Here is a 19,620-nt window from a genome sequence, read left to right as displayed (position 1 = left end):
CATGGTTATTTGCTGACCACCTGGCCCTGGTAACCCAGTGCGCCAAGCTTTTTGTTGACTGCGTAGGCTTCGTTGGCCAGCAAAGGCCCCACGCGGACGCGCGTCAGGGTGCCATTGCTGGTGGTCACTTTCTCAGAATAGGCTGGCATGCCTGCCGCCTTGAGCTTGCTGACCGCCTGGCGCGCTTTTTCGGCGTCACCAAACGCGCCCAGCTGCACAAAGTGGCGCGGCGAGTTGTCGTCTTTTTTGGCGGAGGCGTCGTCCATGCCGTTCAGGATGCGCTCAGGATCATTGGCCGCGGCCTTGCTCTCTTTGGGCGTGTCCCGGGCGGTCTCTTTGACCGCTGGCTTGGGCGTCGGGGTCGGTTTCGGTTTTGCCGTCGCGACTTTCACCGGGGTAGGTTTAGGGCTGTGGGTCTCGTTATCGTCCGCGCCCGGCCGCACCAGTTTGCCGGGCAGCAGCGCGGCCGCATGCGTCGGCTCGCTGTTATGCGCCACCACGGCCGGCGGCGGCACCGCAGCCGGATCGGAGGCAGCGGGCACCAATGCAGGCTGCGGCGCGATCGCGGCGCCACTGGCATCCATGCTGGTATCAGCGCCATCGTTTGCGATGACCACCTGCGACGCCACGCCCGAGCTGGGCGCGCTGGCGATGATTTCCACCGCGTGTTGCGACACCAGATTGGTCGGGGGTTGGGAATCCAGTACGGTCCAGAGAACGGTAAGGGAAAAAACAACCAGGGCGATAGCGCCAACCAGGCGGCGACGCGCCCGCTTGCGCAGGTATTGCAGTTCTTCTGGAACGTTATCTCGAGCCATGCTGGGCGTTCATCACTTCGGCGACGGTGTAGAAAGATCCAAAGACCAGGATTCTATCAGCTTCCGCAGCCTGCTCACAGGCTGCTTGCCACGCCGCAGACACCGATGCAAAACCGGCTTGCGGCGCTTGCGGCGCGACGCTGGATACGATAGAGGCGAGTTGTTCCACGCTGGCGGCGCGTGGCAAATCCGGGCTGGCCAGATACCAGCGATCGATACGGTCAGCCAGCGCGCTGACCACGCCTGCGATGTCCTTGTCGGCCATCGCACCAAACACGGCGTGGGTGCGTGCGGCAAAGCCCATCTGATCGAGTGCGGTCCGCAAGGCGCGCGCGGCGTGCGGATTATGGGCGACATCAAGCACGGTCTGCGGACGCCCCGGCAACACCTGACACCGGGCGGGCCATTCCACTTCAAGCAGACCGCGTTTGATATCGCCGATGCCCAGCGGCAAACGATCGCGCACCGCATCAAGCATGGCGATGGCGATGCTGGCATTGCCCAGTTGATACGGGCCACGCAAGGCGGGCATGGGCAGCGCATGGCGTTTGCCATGCGGCGTCCAGCACATCCATTGATTGCCCTCGCCTTCTTGCGCGTAACCAAAGTCGCGCCCGATCAGTTGCAACGGCGCGCCCACGCGGGCAGCGCCATCCACAATCGATTGCGGCGGCACAGGATCAGCGCACAGCGCAGGCTTGTTGGCGCGGAAGATACCGGCCTTCTCGGCGCCGATGCTTTCGCGGTTGTCGCCCAGATATGCTTGATGATCGAGATCAATACTGACTACGCCGGCGACATCGGCATCAAAGGTATTGACCGAATCCAGCCGCCCGCCCAGCCCCACTTCCATTACCGCCACATCCACCTTGTCGGCGATGAACTGGTGCATGGCCGCCAGCGTGCCAAATTCAAAATACGTCAGCGTGGTTTCGCCGCGTGCGGCTTCAATGGCACGGAAGCTGGCCAGCAACTGCGCGTCGCTGGCCGGCTCCATATTGATGCGCACGCGCTCGTTGTAATGCAGCAGATGCGGCGAGGTAAACGTGCCCACCTTGTAGCCGGCGGCGCGCAACATGCTCGACATCATCGCGCAGACCGAGCCTTTGCCATTGGTGCCGCCGACCGTGAGCACCGGAAAAGCAGGCTGCAGGCCCAGCGCATCGCGCACTTGCGACACGCGGGCCAGGCCCATATCGATTTCACGGCTGTGCAGACTTTCCAGATGGCTGAGCCATTCGGCCAGCGTGGCCGCATCGAACCGGCTCATCAGTTCGCCGTAGCAACAGCTGGTTGCCGGGTCAGCAGCGTAATCAGATCAGCAATCTTCTGCCGCTGTTCGCGACGGTCGACGATCTGGTCGATGGCGCCTTTTTCCAGCAGGAATTCGGAACGCTGAAAGCCTTCCGGCAGGGTTTCGCGCACGGTTTGTTCGATCACGCGCGGGCCGGCAAAGCCGATCAGGGCGCCCGGCTCGGCCAATACCACGTCGCCCAGAAAGGCAAACGAGGCCGATACACCGCCCATGGTGGGATCGGTCAGCAGACTAATAAACGGCAGCCCGGCCTGGGTCAGGCGCGTCAGCGCGGCGCTGGTCTTGGCCATCTGCATCAGCGAGGTCAGACCTTCCTGCATGCGCGCGCCGCCCGAAGCGGCCACACACATGAACGGCACATTGTTTTCAATCGCGGCTTTAACACCACGCACAAAACGTTCACCCACCACCGAGCCCATCGAGCCGGTAATGAAGTTGTACTCAAACACGGCCACGACCACCGGCACGTTCAGGATCGAGCCTTGCATCACCACCATGGCGTCGTCTTCGCCGCTGGCCGCCTTGCTGCTGACCAGTTGATCGGCGTAGCGCTTGGTGGCTTTGAACTTGAGAATGTCGACCGGCTGCACTTCAGCGCCAATCTCGAAGCGACCTTCCGCGTCCAGCAGGATGTCGAGACGACGCCGTGCATTGATGCGGTTATGGAAATTGCACTTCGGGCAAACGTCGAGGTTCTTCTCCAGATCAGTGCGATACAGCACTGCGCCGCAGGCCTGGCACTTATGCCACAAGCCTTCCGGCACTGCCGAGCGCGCGCCCGGTTCGCGGGTTTTGTTGATCTTGGGGGGAAGTAGTTTTTGCAGCCAACTCATTTGTTAATACTCCTTATGCGCGAGCCGTATCCATGGCCGCACGGACGCCTTTGAGGAAGGTGGTCAGGCGTTCTGCCAGGCCTTCTTCGCCAGCTTCCACTTCTTGCACCAGACGCGACCCGATCACCACGGCGTCGGCAATTTGCGCAACGCTGCGGGCGGTGTCGGCATCACGGATACCAAAGCCCACGCCGACCGGAATGCTGAGGTGTTGTTTAATCACCGCCAGCTTTTCGGCCACGTTCGAAAGATCAAGATGCGACGCGCCGGTCACACCTTTCAGAGAAACATAATAGCCATAGCCACTGGCCAGGCGATCGATGGCCTGCAGGCGCGACACCGGCGTGGTCGGCGCCATCAGGAAAATCGGGTCGATGCGGTTGGCCTTCAACACATTGGCCAGCGGCTCGGCTTCTTCGGGCGGCATATCTACCACCAGCAAACCATCAATGCCTGCGGCATGCGCGGTGGCGGCAAAGTCCTGATAACCCCAACGCTCCACCGGGTTGGCATAACCCATCAGCACCACCGGGGTAGCGGCGTTGGTCTTGCGGAATTCGGCCACCATCTGCACCACGTGGCGCAGGCTGGTCTTGTGCGCCAGCGCGCGTTCGTTGGCGCGCTGGATGACCGGGCCATCGGCCATCGGATCAGAAAACGGCACACCCAGTTCGATCACATCGGCACCGCCATCCACCAGCGCGTGCATAAGTTCTACCGTAATGCCGGGGCGCGGATCGCCTGCGGTAATGTACGGGATCAGCGCTTGCCGGCCTTGTTGCGCCAGTGCGGCGAGCGTGTTCTGGATGCGGGACATAATCTTCCGTCTTTTAGTCTGAGGGTAGAAACGCGCCAGTCATCGCAATGGACGACGTGGCGCGCAGCGGATTAACGATCGCGAGTGCTTACAGTTCGATGCCAGCCAGGCGCGCCATGGTCGGGATATCTTTGTCGCCACGGCCGGACAGATTAACCAGAATCACCTGGTCTTTCGGCAGCGTTTTCGCCAGTTTGGCGGCATGCGCCAGCGCATGGCTGGATTCCAGCGCCGGGATGATACCTTCAAAACGACTCAGATCGTGGAATGCCGCAATCGCTTCGCTGTCGGTGACCGCCACATATTCGGCGCGATGGATGTCTTTGAGGTAGCAATGCTCGGGGCCGACGCCCGGATAATCGAGGCCCGCCGACACCGAGTGCGTGTCCGCCACCTGGCCGTCTTCATCCTGCATCAGGTACATGCGGTTGCCGTGCAGCACGCCGGTACCGACATTGGCGGTCAGCGGCGCGGCGTGGCGACCGGTTTCGACGCCATCCCCACCCGCTTCCACACCAATCAAACGTACGCCTTCAACCGGCACATACGGATGGAAGATGCCAATGGCGTTGGAACCACCGCCCACGCAGGCCACCACGTAATCGGGCTGACGGCCGATCATCTCCGGCATCTGCAATTTGGCTTCTTCGCCGATCACGCACTGGAAATCGCGTACCAGCTTGGGATACGGATGCGGGCCAGCGCAGGTGCCGATAATGTAATAGGTGCTGTCGACATTGGTCACCCAGTCGCGCATCGCTTCGTTCATCGCGTCTTTCAACGTTTTGGAGCCCGACTCAACCGGCACCACGGTGGCGCCCAGCAGTTTCATGCGGAACACATTGGGCGACTGCCGCTTGACGTCTTCGGCGCCCATATACACCACGCATTCCAGACCGTAACGCGCCGCTACGGTGGCCGTGGCCACGCCGTGCTGGCCCGCGCCGGTTTCGGCAATCACGCGTTTCTTGCCCATGCGGCGCGCCAGCAAGGCCTGGCCGATGGTGTTGTTTACTTTGTGCGCGCCGGTGTGGTTCAGGTCTTCACGCTTCAGATAAATCTGCGCGCCGCCCAGCAGATCGGACCAGCGTTTGGCGTGATAAATCGGCGACGGGCGACCGACATAGTGTTTGAGTTCGTGATGGTATTCGGCCATGAAAGCCGGATCAGCTTTGGCCTTTTCGTATTCGACGCGCAATTCATCCAGCGCGGGCATCAGGGTTTCGGCCACATAAATGCCGCCGAACTGGCCAAAATGGCCCTGCAAATCAGGTTGGTCGTAACGAAGGAAATCGTTCATGCGCTTCTCGCTGCCTTGATGAATTCGACGATCTTGCCGTGATCTTTGGTCCCGCGGCTGGCTTCGACGCCGCTGGATACATCCACTGCCCACGGCTGCACCGCGGCAATGGCCTCTGCCACATTCCCTGCATGCAGCCCGCCGGACAAAATCAACGGCAAGGGCAAATCTGCAGGAATCAGTGACCAATCAAATGCTTCACCGGTACCACCGGGGGTGCCTTCGACAAACGCGTCGACCAGCAAACCGCGCGCGTCATGGTAAAGCGCTGCGTATTCTAACAAATTTGTGCCCGGTTTTACTCGCACTGCTTTGATATACGGTCGACCAAAGCTGCGACAGTATTCGGGCGTCTCATCGCCATGAAACTGCAGCAGATCAAGTGGCAAATGCTGCAGGGTCTGCGTGAGCCAGTCGGCGTCGGCATTGACGAACAAACCCACCGTCGTCACAAAGGCAGGCGCTGCGGCCAGCAGGGATTGCGCCTCTGCCACGGCCACATTGCGCGGACTGGGTGGGTAAAAAACAAACCCGATGGCATCGGCACCCGCATCCGCCACCAGTTTGACGGTGGCGGCATCGCGCAGGCCGCAAATCTTGATACGGGGAAAACGTGGGCTCATAGCGTGTCCAGACGGTGGGCGGTCAGATCAGACCGTAACGCGGATCGGGCTCGCTGGCCAGGCCAAATTCGGCCGGGTAGCTTACCCCAGCCAGATACAGCCCATCCGGCATGAAGGTGGGCGGCGCGACGGTACGGTCGCGCAAGGCCATCATCTCGAGTATCCATGCCGGCGCTGCGTTGCCTTTGCCGATATGCAATAGCGCGCCCATTAAATTACGCACCATGTGGTGCAGAAAGGCGTCGGCTTCAAAGTCGATATTCAACAAGGTGCCGGTGGCACTGATCTCCACCCGCTTCATGGTCTTGATCGGCGTTTTGGCCTGGCATTCGGCGGCGCGAAAGCTGCTGAAATCGTGCGTACCGAGCAACAAGCGCGCCGCGGCGCGCATGGCATCCAGGTCCAGCGGGTTATGGATCCAGCCCACCCGCCCCGCCAACAAGGCCGGGCGCACCGGATGATTCAACAGCAGATATCGATAGTGGCGCGAGGTGGCGCAAAACCGTGCATGAAACGTATCGGGCACTGCCTGCGCCCAGCGCACCGCCACCCCATCGGGCAAAAAGCTGTTTACGCCGCGCACCCAGGCAGTCAGCGGGCGTTGCACGTCGGTGTCGAAATGCGCGATCTGGCCGCTGGCGTGCACGCCGGTATCGGTACGCCCGGCCGCGTGCACGCGAACGGCCTGGCCAGCCATGCGCGAAACGGCGTCTTCAAGCGCGCCCTGAACCGTCAGCTGATCGGGCTGGATTTGCCAGCCACAAAAAGCCCGGCCGTCATATTCGATGGCGAGCGCGTATCTCATGCGAAAACCGGTAAGAAAAAAACGAAGGTTAGCACGATGCCTGACAGCAGCCCGATCAGCAAGCCGCGCTGCGCGAGGCCGAGCCGCTCTTGCGGCAGAATAACCTGCGTGGCCATGGCTTGGGGCAGTTGATCCAGCGCGCCCAACTGCCGCCATAAGCCGCGCCAGTCCTGTTTTTCGGCAAGCAGCGTTTCGGCCTGGTCCATGGTCAGCGCCAGGCGCAAGGCCCAGCGTTCACGATCCACACCCAAGCCGCGCAGCGGCGCCGCCAGCACGTACAAGCCGGCAAACAAGCGATTTCGATCCATGCCGCGCAATAGCCATTGCAAAGCGCTGAGCACCGCCAGCAAGCGCAGACTTTGCAGCCCCCCCGCCAACAAGCCTTCGCGCGTTGGCGCGCCCCAGCCCGACCACACATACAAGCCGGGCGTGGAATAGCCGTACACCAGCAAGATGGCCAGCAACAGTATGCGCACGCGGCGCAGCATACGCGCCATGCGCGCCCACTCCAGCCAGCTGGTCAGCACCACCAGCAAGACGGCGCAAACGACAAGTGGCGTGGGCCGCAACAACTGCAGCACACACGCCACCCATAGCCAGCAAAGAACCCGATTTGCCGGATGCACTACGCCTTGGCCTTACAGCGCATCCAGCAGGCTACGCGCTTCGGTTTGTTGATTGGCATTGCCCTCACCCAGCGCTTCTTGCAGGATTTCACGCGCACCTTCCACGTCGCCCATATCGATATAAGCACGCGCCAGATCAATCTTGGTCTGCACCGGATCATCGCCGGCAAAGTCAGTGCTTTGCAGATCCTGACCCGCTGGCGGCGGCGTCAATGCCAGATCCAGCGTGTCCAGACCCGGTACGGCCGGGGCTGGTGTGGCAACGGCGGGTTCGTTCAGATCAAAGCTGAAGTCGAGGCCAAGATCATCCGGAATTTCGGCGGGCGCCGGCGCAGCCGACACTTCTTCCGGCATATCCAGCGCGCCCAGGTCCAGATCGAGATCCAGATCGGTATCTTCCAGACTACCCAGATCGGCCGAGTAATCGGGTTCGGCCTCAAAGCTCGGGCTCTGCGGACTGGGCTCATCCAGCGGGCTAGCGGTGTGGGCTTCAAAACCGCTATCCAGCCCGAAGTCCAGATCATGATCCAGCTCAGCCGTGGCATTCAGATCAGCCAGCGGATCGCTATCGATGGCGGGATTGAGCGTCGGCTCAGCCAACGGTGCAGACGGGGCTTCCGGCACGCTGAACTGGTCCAGATCAAAGTCGAGATCATTGCCAAGATCGGCCGCCAGATCAGCGGCGATGCTGTCTTGCGCAACGGGCTCAGCCACCGGCTCCAGATGCGGCATATCAAACATCGGCGCTTGCGACGGCGGTGCAATCTGGATTTCCGGCTCAAACGGCGCCGGGGTTTCCGCCAGTAGCGCAGCAGGCTCAGCCGCAGCGACCGGATCAGAGCCCAGATCAAAATCAAGATCGTGCCGTGCGGCTTCAGCGGCGGCAGCAGCACCAGCTACGGCCACACCCGCCACCGCGGCACCGGCCAATGCAGTGCCCGCGCCCAGCGCCGGCTCAGCCGCCGCTTCCTGCCGACCGTACAAAGGATTTTCCGGGTCCAGCGTGCGGCCGGTATAAGCCGCTTGTTCCCACAAAGGACCACGGCCGTTTTGCGCCGCGTACAGATCGGTAGCAACTTCCTCAAACGAGGTCTTGTCTTTGCGGGCCGCATAGATTTCCAGCAATTTCATGCGGATTTCGTGGCGCGACGGGTCTTTCGACAAAGCGTCCTTGAGAATTTCTTCCGCCTGGGCATCACGGCCATAGGCCATGTAAACCTCGGCTTCGGCTATCGGATCGACTTCGTCGGTATCGATGGTGCCAAGGCCTTGCCGGCTGAAGTCGGTCAGGAAAGAGTTTTCGGTCGGTTGCGTGCTGATCACCGCACCGCCGGTCTGGCCCAGCACGGTATTCGGCTTCAGGTCGCCGCCAGTGATGATGCTGTCCTCAAATGCGGCAGGCTTTTTGCGCCGACGCATATAGAAGAAGGCACCGGCCCCCAGCAACAACACGGCCAGAATGCCACCTGGCACCAGCGGATCATCCAGCAGCGTATCCATCAACGACGGCTCTTGCACCGGCACGGTGACCGGAATTACGCGGCGTTTGTGCACCACGGCGGGTGCGCTGGCAACGGCGGAAGCAGCGGCCGGAGCCGATGCAACTTCGCTGGCTGCAGCGACGGGTGCCGAAGCAGCGGCGCTGGCAACGGCAGCCACCGGTGCTGCAGTCGGCGCTGGCGTCGGCGCGGCGCTGGGCGCTGCAGTCGGAGCCGGGGTCGGCGTGGCTTTGGCAGCAGAGGCAGCGCCTTGCATGGCCAACAAACCCTTCATGTCTTTAACGTTGTGCTTCAGCGCATTGACGCGGTCTTGCGCTTCTTGCAGTTCTTTCTGTTTGCCAACGCGCGCTTCTTCTTTCGCGTCTTTACTACCACCGTTGGCGGCGGCCTTGTCCGAACCTTTGGACAGCTTCAGCACATCTTTGCTCTGCTGCCCTTCGGTCGCGCCCTTGTCTTCTACTTTGGCGCCAATCTTGCCGCTGGCCGAGGCATTGCCTGATTCAGCCGCTGGCGCTTTTTCGGCGTTTTCCGCCACCTGGTCGCGATAGGCGTGCCAGTTTTGCGATTGCAGATGGATTTCTTTGGCGGCGTCCTTGCGGCTGACTTCGCCCATCTTTTCGGGCGTCGGCACCTGCAGGATGCGGCCGCGCTTGAGGCGGTTCATATTGCCGTCAAAAGCCGCGCTGTTATTGCGATACAAGCTGACCAGCACTTGTTCGAGACTGACGCCACCCGGCCGTACCGAACGGGCAATGCTGGACAAAGTGTCGCCGGACTTGACGGTATAAGTATCGGCGCCGGCATTGTCACCGGCCGCAGATGCCGCTGGCGCTTGTGCCACCGCGGCCGACGCGGTGTCAGCCGGAGCGGGCGCCGCCACACGGGCGCGGCGACGGCTGGCGCGGCTGCTTACGGCCGGACTGGCCGGTGCAATCGGACGACCCACCGTGCGGGTGCCACTGAAATTATTAGCCGCAAGACCGCCATTGCCATTACCGGTATTGGCGTTGTTGTAGCCAACCGGATCAATCAAAGCGGTATAGGTGCGTTGAATGCGGCCCGATGCCCAATTCAGGTCTACGACCAGATCAAGCACGGGTTCGCTGATGACTTGCGCGGAATTGACCACCACGTAGTACTGACCATTGGGGCGCTTGTCGATCTGAAAGCGCAAGCCCAGACCCCCCGTGGGATAAGGCACTTGCGCCGCGCTGAAAGCCTCTGGCGGCGCCAGACTGACTACCAGCGAATCGGCTTCTTCCGGCTGCACGGAAACCAGGTCGATTTCGCCGCGGAACGGTTGCCCCAGCCCGGACAAGACATTTAAACGTCCCAACCCGGCTGCTTCGGCTCCCCATGGCGCCGCAATCATCAGCGCCAGTACGCAGGCTTTGACTCCAGTTTTGATAGGCACAGCTTCCCCCGTTGCTTTTATTGCTTAAGACACGTTGCGATCACGCCGCATCCCAATCAGGGACGAGAACATAACACCCGGCAGCAAAGCCCCGCAAGGCGCTTGCCACCGGCAATCCTGACCCGGTCAGAATTGCAAAAATCGCCAATTCAATTGTCATTGTCAAATCAAATATCCATTCCATTCAATCAATACAACAGAATGAATACCGATTACCCCTGTTTTTTTAACTACTGATACTGCGTTGCCGTGCAATCCGGCTCAGTTGCCAGTGCTGACGCGCCCAATCCCACAGCGGCATTAACGCCCCTTGCGCTAACTCCGCCGGCGGCTGTTGCCCTAAAAACGACAATGCCGACCAGATGGCCGCGACTGCATCTGCTTTTTGTAATGCGGCTGCGCGGGTTTGTTTGCTTAATTTTTCGCCCGCCGCATTGGCTAGCACCGGAATATGCGCATATTCCGGAAGCCGATAATGCAGCAATTGCCGCAAATAATTCTGACGGGGGGTCGAATCAAGCAGATCAGCGCCGCGCACGATATGCGTCACACCCTGATCTTGATCATCCACCACCACCGCCAATTGATATGCAAACAAACCGTCGGCACGCCGCAACACAAAATCGCCCACCTCTTTGGCAAGGCTAGCGCTTTGCGCACCCTGAATTAAATCAATAAATCGCAGCGGCGTATCTACCGTTCGTATCCGCCAGGCGCGCGGTTCACGCCCCGGCGCCAAACCGTGCCGACAAGTGCCGGGATAAACCGGGCCATCAATGCCGGCATGCGCCACCTCGGCAATTTCTTTGCGCGAACAGCCACAGGGATAAACCATGTCAGCTTCGCGCAAGCTTTGTAGCACCTCGGCATATCGCTGCTGCCGCTCCGGGCTGTTTTGATAGATGACCGCACCATCCCATTCAAAACCCCACGCCTCCAGCAAACGCAGAATGCGATCGGCCGCACCCGGCACGCAGCGCCTGACATCGAGGTCCTCCATACGAACCAACCAGCGTCCAGCGTGGGCGCGCGCATCCAGATAGCTGGCCACCGCCGCAATCAGCGAGCCTTGATGAAGATCGCCGGTCGGACTGGGGGCAAAGCGGCCGCAATACGCAGCGGGCCGCGCCGGCGATAGAACCGGAAAAGACGGGACGTTATCGGACATATCAATATGGGATATATGCAAAACCGCGCTTCATTGGGGGCGCGCACACCATGTAATTGCTTCAGGGCAGCCAGGCTTTACGCTAAAATGCCCGGCTAACCGGCCCATTTTATACAGAGCAGGCCTCAGGCGCTGCTCGCATCCCGACTCCAGACAAGGACTAATCATGACCTACGTTGTCACCGACGCCTGTGTTAAATGCAAGTACACCGACTGCGTTGACGTTTGCCCGGTGGATTGCTTCCGCGAAGGCCCTAATTTTCTGGTTATTGATCCGGACGAGTGCATTGATTGCACTTTGTGCGTGGCTGAATGCCCGGTTGAGGCCATTTATGCAGAAGACGACGTGCCGGGCGATATGCAGCAATACATTGCCCTGAACGCCGAAATGTCGCAGGTGTGGCCTGCCATCGTCGAGAAAAAAGACCCGATGGACGATCACGAAACCTGGGCTGGCGTAAACGGCAAGTTTGACCAGATCGAGCGCTGATCGCGCAGACGACTATTTGCCTGATTGTTTTCGCGGTTGCCGTGCAATCGCGAAACTGGCTATAATCGCCGATTCACCCCTTGTCTGACCGTCGTCGCACGCGGCAGGCTGAACCAATCCGTAAGGAGAGCACATGCGACATTATGAAATCGTATTTATCGTGCACCCCGATCAGAGCGAGCAAGTGCCCGCCATGATCGACCGTTACAAGTCCCTGATCGCTACGGGCAACGGCACGATCCACCGCCTGGAAGACTGGGGCCGCCGTCAACTGGCTTACCCGATCCAGAAAATCCACAAGGCTCACTACGTTCTGCTGAACGTAGAGATCGGCCAGGAAACCCTGGACGAACTCGAGCACGCCTTCAAGTTCAACGACGCCGTACTGCGCCATCTGACCACCAAGATGGAACACGCTGTGACCGAAGCTTCCCCGATGATGAAGGAAGAAAAGTCCCGCTCGCTGACCCCGGCTTCGCAAGAAGGCCAGGCTGCTTAAGCTGCAAAGCGCAAGCACTAAACCAGTGACGATCAGTAACCAGGTCACGTTGACTGCAACATTGCTTGAAAAACAAGCGCTAAGGCTAACCCCCGCTGGCATCCCGATTCTTGAAGTGACTTTGCTGCACGAATCGGAACAACAGCAAAACGGCATGGCCCGACGCGTTACCCTGGAAGCAGTGGCCAAGATTACCGGCCCACTGGCCAAACGGTTTGTTGAGCAGGTTGCAATCGGTCAGGCACTACAGATTGGCGGGTTTCTCGCCAGTGCCGGACAAAAACAACGTAGCCGCCTGGTACTGCACATCGAACAGTACGAATTGTTGAATTAAAGGATCTATCCATGTCTCGTAATCTTTTCAAGCGGAAGAAATTCTGCCGCTTTACCGCTGAAGGCATCAAAGAAATCGACTACAAGGACACCGCGCTCCTGAAAGATTTCATCGCTGAAAACGGCAAGATCATCCCGGCCCGTATCACCGGCACCAAGGCCAAGTACCAACGTCAACTGTCGGCTGCCATCAAGCGCGCGCGCTTCCTGGCTCTGCTGCCGTACACCGACCTGCACTAAGTCGGGGAACATATAACATGCAAATTATTCTTCTCGAAAAAGTAGGCAACCTGGGCGGTCTGGGTGATGTTGTTAAAGTGAAGGACGGCTTCGCCCGTAACTTCCTGATCCCCCAAGGCAAAGCCAAGCGCGCTACCGACGCTAACCTGCAAGAGTTTGAAGCTCGTCGCGCCGAACTGGAAAAGCGTCAAGCTGAAATCCTGGCGGGTGCACAGTCCCGTGCAGAAAAGCTGAACGGCGTTTCTGTCACCATCAGCCAGAAGGCTGGTGTGGATGGCCGTCTGTTTGGTTCGGTTGGCACCGCTGACATCGCTGATGCGTTTACCGCAGCAGGTCACGAAGTGAGCAAGAACGAAGTCCGTCTGCCGGAAGGCGCCCTGAAGGCTGTGGGCGAATACGATCTGGTGCTGGGTTTGCACCACGACGTAACCGTCGACGTAAAAGTGGTTGTGGTTGGCGAGCACTAAGCTCACCCGGCGGTTGTTTACAACCGCTGCATCACTCCCATAAAAACGGGAAGCTCAGGCTTCCCGTTTTTTTATGCCCGGCGCCTTTGTATCGCGATGCGTACATGCAACACAGCGCCTGTGCGGCCGAAAAAAACAGCCCGTTGGCAGCGGCATTTGCCCGCCCTTCTCTCTATAATCACTCTCTGTTTTATCAGAACACCGGCACTGCCCAAGGAAGCCTATAGCTATGCGCAAGTTGATCAATCCGACCGATGTCGCGCGCGAAACCTTCAAGCAGCTGGCGGTGCGGCGCATTCCGCCCACTCCTGATCATTACGAAGAGATTTACCACGGCATCGCCGGCACGCCCGAAGAAGAGCGCATTCCGCCGCTGGCCAAACAGCTGGAAGACACGCTATCGGCCTTGCCGCGCCAATCCCCCGAACTGTCCCGTTCGCTCGACCAGTTGCGCCGCTGCATCCGCGCCAGCAACTGGGAGAAAGTCACCGAGCTGGCCATCCGCTGTGTCGAGCTGCAAGGCGGCCAGACGCAACTGGCGCGGGGCTGGGCCGAGCTGATCCGCGATCTGGTCAAGCAGTGGGATTTGCGCAATCCCAATTACACCGCCGCGCGCAAGCAAGATGCGCTGGAACGCGTGTTGATCAATTTTGGTGGCGACCCGTCCTCGCTGAACGAAAAACTCGACGGACTGGTCCGCGCCTGGAGCGAAACCGGCACACCGTCCGAGGGCGTCAGCGAAGCCGATGAGGCGGTGCAACCGGCCTCCAGCATTGCACCCATGGCGCTGGACCCCGGCGCAGCAGGCGGCCCCGCTGGCTGGGCGGAATGGCGCGAAGCCCTGTCGCACGCGCTCGATTTGGGCTTGGCCGCCCGCCTGACGCATTACCCTGACATCGCCATCGAGGCCGCCGCCCTCGCGCGTGAAGCCGATGCGGTCGCCAATGAAAGCGATTTGCAAAAGTTTATGCCGCGGCTCAAGAAATTCTGGATCCGGCTGGAGCTAAGCAATTCACAAGAAACGCGGCTGTGCGATGGCCTGTTAAGCCTGCTGCGCCTGCTTACCGACAATATTGGCGAGATCATCGTTGATGAGACCTGGGTTCGGGGCCAGATCGCCGTGGTACAAGAAATCATGGCGCAGCCGCTGGATATGCGGCTGATCTACGATGCCGAAGCCGGTATCAAGGAAGTGATCTACAAGCAAAGCGTGCTCAAGCAAGGGCTGCGGGAGGCGCAAGCGGCACTCAAATCGATGATGTCGACCTTTATTGATCGCCTCGGCACCATTTCCGACAGCACCGACCAATACCAGCAACGCATCACCACTTATTCCGAGCAAATCAGCCGCAGCAACAACCTGTCCGATCTGAAAGTGGTGTTGGAAAACCTGACCCACGACACCCGCTCGATGCAGCTTGATGTGGTGCGCAGTCGCGATGAATTGCTCGAAGCGCGCACCCGCGTCAACGAGGCACAAACCCGCATCGACGAGTTGGAAAAAGAACTGCAGGCAGTCAGCGAAAAGGTACGCGAGGATCAGTTGACCGGGGCGATGAACCGGCGTGGTCTGGACGAAACCCTGGCGGTCGAATCCTCGCGCGCCCAGCGTAGCGGCAAGCCGCTGGGGCTGGCTTTGCTCGATATCGATAACTTCAAGAAGCTGAACGATTTGCGCGGCCATAGCGCAGGCGACCAGGCGCTGATCCATTTGGTGGCTGTGGTCAAATCGTTGCTGCGACCCACCGACAAAATCGCACGGTATGGCGGAGAGGAATTTGTACTGCTCCTGCCCGAAACCGATCTGCGTGAATCCGAAGCGGCCATGCTGCGTTTGCAGCGTGAGCTGACCCGGCGCTTCTTTTTGCACAACAACGACAAAGTGCTGATTACCTTCAGCGCGGGCGTTACCTTGTTGGCGCCGGGCGAAACCGGCAGCGAAGCCATCGACCGCGCCGATGCGGCGATGTACCGCGCCAAGCAAGCGGGCAAGAACCGAGTGGAAGTGGAAATGCCACCCGATGCGGTGGTGACTTAATGGCCCGGCGCTACGGCGCGGCCAGCGCGGCCAGCGCGGCCAGCGCGGTGATTATAAAAAAACGGGCGAGGATAAAATCCTCGCCCGTTTTTTGCGCTATTGCGGCCTTCAAGCGCCAAACAATTCATCCGTGGTACACACCGCGGTACCGAGCTTGCCCACCACGATCCCGGCCGCACGATTGGACCACTGCATCGCTTCCGGCAAAGCCTGCCCCGCAGCCAGCATCAAACCCAGCGTGCCGATCACGGTATCGCCCGCACCGGATACGTCATACACCTCGCGTGCCAGCGTTGGCGTGTGATTAACGCCCTGTTTGCGGAACAACGTCATGCCTTCTTCGCTGCGGGTGACCAGCAGTGCATCCAGATCAAGCTGTTCACGCATAGACTGCGCCTTGGCCACCAGATCGGCCTCGTCGCGCCACGGGCCGGCCACCTGGCGAAACTCGGAGCGATTGGGCGTGAGCAAGGTCGCGCCACGATAGCGCGCATAGTCTTCACCCTTGGGATCAACCAGCACCGGTTTGTTGGCATTGCGTGCCGCCGCAATCATCTCGTAGACATGGCGCAAACCGCCCTTGCCGTAATCCGACAGGATGACCACGTCGATATCGGCCAACAAACGGCGGAAATCGTCGAGTTTGCTGGCCAGGATTTCGTGGCTGGGTGATTCCTCAAAATCGATGCGCAGCAACTGCTGTTGCTTGGCCAACACGCGCAGTTTGACGGTGGTGGCGATGGCCGGATCGCGATACAGCTGCGCATCTACGCCATCGGCGATCAGCAGACGCTCCAGGCTGTCGCCCGCCTCGTCCTCGCCCACCACGGCCAGCAGCGTCGCCTTGCCACCCAGCGCAGCGATATTGCGCGCCACGTTGGCGGCACCGCCAGCGCGCTCATCCGTTTTGCGGATGCGCGCCACCGGCACCGGCGCCTCGGGCGAGATGCGATCAACATCGCCAAACCAGTAGCGATCCAGCATCACATCGCCCACCACCAGCACACGGGCGGTGCTGACGGCGGCGCGTAATGCGGTTATTTCAGTAGTCTCAACGGCGGCCGATGGCGTCATAGTCAATTCCGTATTCACGAACCATGGCCGGGTCATACAGATTGCGGCCATCCAGGACCACCGGCTGCTTGAGCATGGTGGCAATGCGTTCAAAGTCCGGGCACTGGAATTCTTTCCATTCCGTCACGATCAACAACGCGTCGGCGTCGGTGAGCGTGCCCATCGGGGACACCGAGTAATCGATGCGATCGCCCAGCGTGTGACGGGCTTCCTGCATGGCGACCGGGTCAAAGGCGCACACGGTCGCGCCGCGGCTGAGCAAGCCATCAATGATGACCAGGCTGGGCGCTTCGCGCATGTCGTCGGTCCGTGGCTTGAAGGCCAGGCCCCACAGCGCAAAACGTCGACCGCGCAGATCTTCGCCAAAGCGGTCGATCACCTTCTGCAGTAGCCGCTCTTTTTGCGTGTCGTTGACCGACTCCACTGCGCCGAGCACTTGCAGATCCATGCCGTATTCGCTGGCGGTGCGGCGCAGCGCTTTGACATCCTTGGGAAAACACGAGCCGCCATAGCCGCAGCCCGGATACAAAAAGCTATAACCGATGCGCGGATCAGAGCCGATGCCTTTGCGCACCAGTTCGATATCGGCACCCAGCTTTTCGGCCAGATTCGCCAATTCGTTCATAAACGAGATGCGCGTTGCCAGCATCGCATTGGCGGCGTATTTGGTCAGCTCGGCCGAACGGATATCCATCACCAGCATGCGTTCGTGATTGCGCTGGAACGGCTGGTAGATGCTGCGCATGATGCGGATGGCACGCTCATCTTCGGCGCCGACCACAATACGATCGGGGCGCATAAAGTCATCGACGGCAGCGCCTTCTTTCAGGAATTCGGGGTTGGAGACCACGCCGAACGGCACTTCGATGCCGCGCCGGGCCAGTTCATCACGGATGGCTTCGGCCACCTTTTCTGCCGTGCCAACCGGCACGGTCGACTTATCGACCACTACTTTGTAGTCGGTCATGTATTTGCCGACATTGCGTGCTGCGGCCGTCACGTATTGCAGATCGGCCGAGCCATCTTCGCCGGGCGGCGTGCCTACCGCAATAAACTGCACCGTGCCGTGCGCCACCGATTCTTCGATATCGGTGCTGAAGCGCAGACGACCGGCTTCCACATTACGCGCCACCACGTCTTCGAGCCCCGGTTCGTAAATGGGGATGCCTCCTGCGCGCAAGATATCTATCTTGCGTTGGTCGAGGTCAAGACACAGCACGTCGTTGCCATATTCGGCAAGGCATGCGCCGGTCACCAGGCCAACGTAGCCTGTACCAATCACCGTAATTTTCATAAGCCCGTGACTTCCTTGATGTTCTGATTGATTTTTTGCAGGGTGGCCAAGGGATCAGCGCTTTGCGTGATCGGGCGGCCAATCACCAGATAATCGGCGCCAGCACTTAGTGCGGCCTGAGGCGTCATCACCCGGTTCTGGTCATCGAGGGCGGCGTCGGCGGGGCGGATACCGGGCGTCACCAGTTTAAAATCAGCGCCACAGAGCGCTTTGAGTTGTTGCGCTTCTTGCGCCGAGCACACTACGCCATCCAGCCCGCTCTGCTGCGCCAGTTGCGCCAGGCGGGGCACCTGCACTTCCGGCCCGGGCAAGCCCAGGTCAGCCAGTTGCGCGGCATCCATGCTGGTCAGCACCGTCACCGCGATCAGCAAGGGACGCTGCGGCAGGGCTTCCAGCGCATCACGCGTGGTTTCCATCATCTTGCGGCCGCCGGAGGCGTGCACATTGACCATCCAGACGCCCAATTGCGCCGCCGCTTTGCAGGCTTGCGCCACGGTATTGGGAATGTCGTGGAATTTGAGGTCGAGAAACACATCGAAGCCACGCCCGATCAGGCTTTCCACCACGCCGGGGCCGGCCAGGGTGAATAGCTCTTTGCCCACCTTGAGCCGGCATTCCTGCGGGCTGACCCGATCGGCAAAAGCCAGCGCGGCTTTGGGATCAGCGTAATCGAGGGCGACGATAATGCGAGGATCTTGAGACATAGGTCCTTTTCAGCAGTGTGTTATCCGGTGAGCGCGGCGGCGCTCAGTGCGGCGTGCGGCTACGCTGGCCACGCACCGGGGAGAAGGTCTCCCACTCGGCGCAGGCCGGGCAGTGCCAGAAATACTGGCGCGCCTTGAAGCCACACGATCCGCAGTAATACATCGATTGCTCGCGCGTTGCGTCGTTAAGCAACTTCACGATGATTTCCAGCTCCGGCTTCTGGTCGTCCGGGGCGATCAACAGATGGGTTTCCAGCAAGCGGCGCAGGCCCGGCATGGTCGGGTGATTGCGCAAACGCTCGCGCACAAACTGGTAAGCGTCTTCCAGCCCCTTTTGCGCCATCAAACGCTCGTAGGTCAGGTCAAGCACATCCAGCTCGGGGTACTGGCTGAGCAAACGCAGTAGCAGATGCGTGCCTTCGGTGGTTTTGCCTTTGGCATCCCACGCGGTTAGCAGGCGGCGTGCCACCAGGGCCAGGTAATCCGGATCTTGCGATTCAATCGCCAGCCATTGCGCGATTGCCTCATCGGCATCGCCTGCAGCCATGGCCAGGTCACCCAGCAACGAACGCGCGCGTGCGCATTGGCGGTTGGCACTGAGCGCGGCGTTCAACTCGATATGCGCTTCTTCCGGCAAGGACCGCGACATGGCCTGCTCGGCCAGTTCACAGTGGAACTGGGCAATTTCGTGTTGATAGTTATGCGAATCGTCGCGCAGTTGTTGCGCGATCTCGATGGCTTTACGCCAGGCTTTTTCTTGCTGATAGACCGCCAGCAACTCGGTACGAGCCAGGCGGGCGTTATCGGTATGTTGCAGCTCAGTCAGCAGTGATTCGGCCCGATCAAACAACCCGGCCTTCATAAAATCCTGCGCCAGTTCAAATTGCGCTTGCTGCCGCTGCACATCGTTCAGCTCGTTACGGGCCAGCAATTTCTGGTGCATGCGGATCGCGCGCTCCAGTTCACCGCGGCGGCGGAACAAGTGGCCCAGCGTAAATTGCAGCTCGACCGTTTCGGCGTGGTGGCGTGCCACTTCAACATAGACATCGACGGCGCGATTGGTCTCGCCGTTCAACAGATAGTTAAGCCCTTTGAAATACGCGGCAGGCAGCGAGCGTGTTTCGGACAAAACGTGTTTGATGTCGATACGTGCCGCCATCCAGCCCAGCGCAAAAAACGCGGGCAAGGAGATCAGCCACCAGTATTGGGAATCTAGCATGGACAAGGACCTGGCCAGTTGAGACTGGTCTTGCAGTCAAAAGA

20 protein-coding genes are annotated in these 19,620 nt (G+C 60.1%); 6 read left to right on the top strand and 14 right to left on the bottom strand.

Annotated elements, in window-relative coordinates:
* Window positions 1-5: 5 nt before the first annotated feature.
* The 10 genes from ACYQ1A_RS01145 to gluQRS all read right to left on the bottom strand — a co-directional run bounded on the left by ACYQ1A_RS01145 (window position 6) and on the right by gluQRS (window position 11,218).
* A complete protein-coding gene (locus tag ACYQ1A_RS01145; RefSeq protein WP_499359482.1) occupies window positions 6-818 on the bottom strand; it encodes an SPOR domain-containing protein in 813 nt (270 codons plus the stop codon).
* The gene (folC, locus tag ACYQ1A_RS01140) at window positions 805-2,088 is read right to left on the bottom strand and encodes a bifunctional tetrahydrofolate synthase/dihydrofolate synthase (RefSeq protein WP_062224689.1); all 1,284 of its coding nucleotides are present in this window, start codon (window positions 2,086-2,088) and stop codon (window positions 805-807) included. The genes ACYQ1A_RS01145 and folC overlap by 14 nt, the downstream gene beginning before the upstream one ends.
* Window positions 2,088-2,966, bottom strand: coding sequence for an acetyl-CoA carboxylase, carboxyltransferase subunit beta (accD, locus tag ACYQ1A_RS01135; RefSeq protein ID WP_499359479.1), 879 nt, complete (start codon window positions 2,964-2,966; stop codon window positions 2,088-2,090). Before accD ends, folC begins: the two co-directional genes overlap by 1 nt.
* A 13-nt stretch (window positions 2,967-2,979) precedes the next feature.
* Window positions 2,980-3,783 carry a tryptophan synthase subunit alpha gene (trpA, locus tag ACYQ1A_RS01130; RefSeq protein WP_062224690.1) on the bottom strand — a complete coding sequence of 268 codons (804 nt, stop codon included), beginning with the start codon at window positions 3,781-3,783 and terminating at the stop codon, window positions 2,980-2,982.
* 88 nt (window positions 3,784-3,871) lie between these two features.
* Entirely contained in the window at window positions 3,872-5,083 is a 1,212-nt protein-coding gene (gene trpB, locus ACYQ1A_RS01125) for a tryptophan synthase subunit beta (RefSeq protein ID WP_062224691.1), read from the bottom strand.
* A complete protein-coding gene (locus ACYQ1A_RS01120; protein WP_499359477.1) occupies window positions 5,080-5,706 on the bottom strand; it encodes a phosphoribosylanthranilate isomerase in 627 nt (208 codons plus the stop codon). Before ACYQ1A_RS01120 ends, trpB begins: the two co-directional genes overlap by 4 nt.
* A gap of 22 nt (window positions 5,707-5,728) precedes the next feature.
* Window positions 5,729-6,511, bottom strand: coding sequence for a tRNA pseudouridine(38-40) synthase TruA (gene truA, locus ACYQ1A_RS01115; RefSeq protein ID WP_499359475.1), 783 nt, complete (start codon window positions 6,509-6,511; stop codon window positions 5,729-5,731).
* Window positions 6,508-7,101, bottom strand: a complete 594-nt coding sequence (locus ACYQ1A_RS01110; RefSeq protein WP_499359473.1) for a CbiQ family ECF transporter T component — start codon at window positions 7,099-7,101, stop codon at window positions 6,508-6,510. Before ACYQ1A_RS01110 ends, truA begins: the two co-directional genes overlap by 4 nt.
* A gap of 48 nt (window positions 7,102-7,149) precedes the next feature.
* Window positions 7,150-10,050 (bottom strand): motility hub landmark protein FimV, encoded by a 2,901-nt coding sequence (locus ACYQ1A_RS01105; RefSeq protein ID WP_499359471.1) that lies wholly within the window; start codon window positions 10,048-10,050, stop codon window positions 7,150-7,152.
* A 226-nt stretch (window positions 10,051-10,276) separates the two neighbouring features.
* Complete coding sequence (gluQRS, locus tag ACYQ1A_RS01100; protein ID WP_499359894.1) at window positions 10,277-11,218, bottom strand: tRNA glutamyl-Q(34) synthetase GluQRS; 942 nt, start codon at window positions 11,216-11,218, stop codon at window positions 10,277-10,279.
* Window positions 11,219-11,384: 166 nt separating this feature from the next.
* Here gluQRS and fdxA point away from each other — a divergent pair, with 166 nt between their 5' ends.
* The 6 genes from fdxA to ACYQ1A_RS01070 all read left to right on the top strand — a co-directional run bounded on the left by fdxA (window position 11,385) and on the right by ACYQ1A_RS01070 (window position 15,285).
* Window positions 11,385-11,708 (top strand): ferredoxin FdxA, encoded by a 324-nt coding sequence (gene fdxA / locus ACYQ1A_RS01095; RefSeq protein WP_499359469.1) that lies wholly within the window; start codon window positions 11,385-11,387, stop codon window positions 11,706-11,708.
* Window positions 11,709-11,841: 133 nt separating this feature from the next.
* Complete coding sequence (rpsF, locus tag ACYQ1A_RS01090) at window positions 11,842-12,207, top strand: 30S ribosomal protein S6 (RefSeq protein WP_053938217.1); 366 nt, start codon at window positions 11,842-11,844, stop codon at window positions 12,205-12,207.
* A 25-nt stretch (window positions 12,208-12,232) separates the two neighbouring features.
* Window positions 12,233-12,541 carry a primosomal replication protein N gene (priB, locus tag ACYQ1A_RS01085; protein ID WP_499359467.1) on the top strand — a complete coding sequence of 103 codons (309 nt, stop codon included), beginning with the start codon at window positions 12,233-12,235 and terminating at the stop codon, window positions 12,539-12,541.
* 11 nt (window positions 12,542-12,552) lie between these two features.
* Complete coding sequence (gene rpsR / locus ACYQ1A_RS01080; protein WP_053938215.1) at window positions 12,553-12,780, top strand: 30S ribosomal protein S18; 228 nt, start codon at window positions 12,553-12,555, stop codon at window positions 12,778-12,780.
* A gap of 17 nt (window positions 12,781-12,797) precedes the next feature.
* The gene (gene rplI, locus ACYQ1A_RS01075; protein WP_499359465.1) at window positions 12,798-13,247 is read left to right on the top strand and encodes a 50S ribosomal protein L9; all 450 of its coding nucleotides are present in this window, start codon (window positions 12,798-12,800) and stop codon (window positions 13,245-13,247) included.
* Between the two features lie 229 nt (window positions 13,248-13,476).
* A complete protein-coding gene (locus ACYQ1A_RS01070; protein WP_499359464.1) occupies window positions 13,477-15,285 on the top strand; it encodes a sensor domain-containing diguanylate cyclase in 1,809 nt (602 codons plus the stop codon).
* 108 nt (window positions 15,286-15,393) lie between these two features.
* Here ACYQ1A_RS01070 and rfaE1 read toward each other — a convergent pair whose 3' ends face one another.
* The 4 genes from rfaE1 to lapB are packed head-to-tail and all read right to left on the bottom strand — an operon-like array spanning window position 15,394 to window position 19,576.
* Complete coding sequence (rfaE1, locus tag ACYQ1A_RS01065) at window positions 15,394-16,359, bottom strand: D-glycero-beta-D-manno-heptose-7-phosphate kinase (protein WP_062221609.1); 966 nt, start codon at window positions 16,357-16,359, stop codon at window positions 15,394-15,396.
* Window positions 16,337-17,653, bottom strand: coding sequence for a UDP-glucose dehydrogenase family protein (locus ACYQ1A_RS01060; protein ID WP_499359462.1), 1,317 nt, complete (start codon window positions 17,651-17,653; stop codon window positions 16,337-16,339). The genes rfaE1 and ACYQ1A_RS01060 overlap by 23 nt, the downstream gene beginning before the upstream one ends.
* Window positions 17,650-18,357 (bottom strand): orotidine-5'-phosphate decarboxylase, encoded by a 708-nt coding sequence (gene pyrF / locus ACYQ1A_RS01055; protein ID WP_499359460.1) that lies wholly within the window; start codon window positions 18,355-18,357, stop codon window positions 17,650-17,652. Before pyrF ends, ACYQ1A_RS01060 begins: the two co-directional genes overlap by 4 nt.
* A gap of 43 nt (window positions 18,358-18,400) precedes the next feature.
* On the bottom strand, window positions 18,401-19,576 hold the full coding sequence (lapB, locus tag ACYQ1A_RS01050) for a lipopolysaccharide assembly protein LapB (protein ID WP_499359457.1): 1,176 nt from the start codon (window positions 19,574-19,576) through the stop codon (window positions 18,401-18,403).
* Window positions 19,577-19,620: the final 44 nt, after the last annotated feature.

This window comes from Silvimonas sp. JCM 19000 (genome assembly GCF_054652575.1).
Note: the sequence above shows the minus strand (reverse complement) of the source record. Positions and strands in the feature narration are given on the sequence as shown.

What these genes read in the sequence shown, in the direction of transcription:
- ACYQ1A_RS01145 (WP_499359482.1), bottom strand. Translation starts at nt 818, where the DNA reads ATGGCTCGAGATAACGTTCCAGAAGAACTGCAATACCTGCGCAAGCGG.
- folC (WP_062224689.1), bottom strand. Translation starts at nt 2,088, where the DNA reads ATGAGCCGGTTCGATGCGGCCACGCTGGCCGAATGGCTCAGCCATCTG.
- accD (WP_499359479.1), bottom strand. Translation starts at nt 2,966, where the DNA reads ATGAGTTGGCTGCAAAAACTACTTCCCCCCAAGATCAACAAAACCCGC.
- trpA (WP_062224690.1), bottom strand. Translation starts at nt 3,783, where the DNA reads ATGTCCCGCATCCAGAACACGCTCGCCGCACTGGCGCAACAAGGCCGG.
- trpB (WP_062224691.1), bottom strand. Translation starts at nt 5,083, where the DNA reads ATGAACGATTTCCTTCGTTACGACCAACCTGATTTGCAGGGCCATTTT.
- ACYQ1A_RS01120 (WP_499359477.1), bottom strand. Translation starts at nt 5,706, where the DNA reads ATGAGCCCACGTTTTCCCCGTATCAAGATTTGCGGCCTGCGCGATGCC.
- truA (WP_499359475.1), bottom strand. Translation starts at nt 6,511, where the DNA reads ATGAGATACGCGCTCGCCATCGAATATGACGGCCGGGCTTTTTGTGGC.
- gluQRS (WP_499359894.1), bottom strand. Translation starts at nt 11,218, where the DNA reads ATGTCCGATAACGTCCCGTCTTTTCCGGTTCTATCGCCGGCGCGGCCC.
- fdxA (WP_499359469.1), top strand. Translation starts at nt 11,385, where the DNA reads ATGACCTACGTTGTCACCGACGCCTGTGTTAAATGCAAGTACACCGAC.
- rpsF (WP_053938217.1), top strand. Translation starts at nt 11,842, where the DNA reads ATGCGACATTATGAAATCGTATTTATCGTGCACCCCGATCAGAGCGAG.
- rpsR (WP_053938215.1), top strand. Translation starts at nt 12,553, where the DNA reads ATGTCTCGTAATCTTTTCAAGCGGAAGAAATTCTGCCGCTTTACCGCT.
- rplI (WP_499359465.1), top strand. Translation starts at nt 12,798, where the DNA reads ATGCAAATTATTCTTCTCGAAAAAGTAGGCAACCTGGGCGGTCTGGGT.
- ACYQ1A_RS01070 (WP_499359464.1), top strand. Translation starts at nt 13,477, where the DNA reads ATGCGCAAGTTGATCAATCCGACCGATGTCGCGCGCGAAACCTTCAAG.
- rfaE1 (WP_062221609.1), bottom strand. Translation starts at nt 16,359, where the DNA reads ATGACGCCATCGGCCGCCGTTGAGACTACTGAAATAACCGCATTACGC.
- ACYQ1A_RS01060 (WP_499359462.1), bottom strand. Translation starts at nt 17,653, where the DNA reads ATGAAAATTACGGTGATTGGTACAGGCTACGTTGGCCTGGTGACCGGC.
- pyrF (WP_499359460.1), bottom strand. Translation starts at nt 18,357, where the DNA reads ATGTCTCAAGATCCTCGCATTATCGTCGCCCTCGATTACGCTGATCCC.
- lapB (WP_499359457.1), bottom strand. Translation starts at nt 19,576, where the DNA reads ATGCTAGATTCCCAATACTGGTGGCTGATCTCCTTGCCCGCGTTTTTT.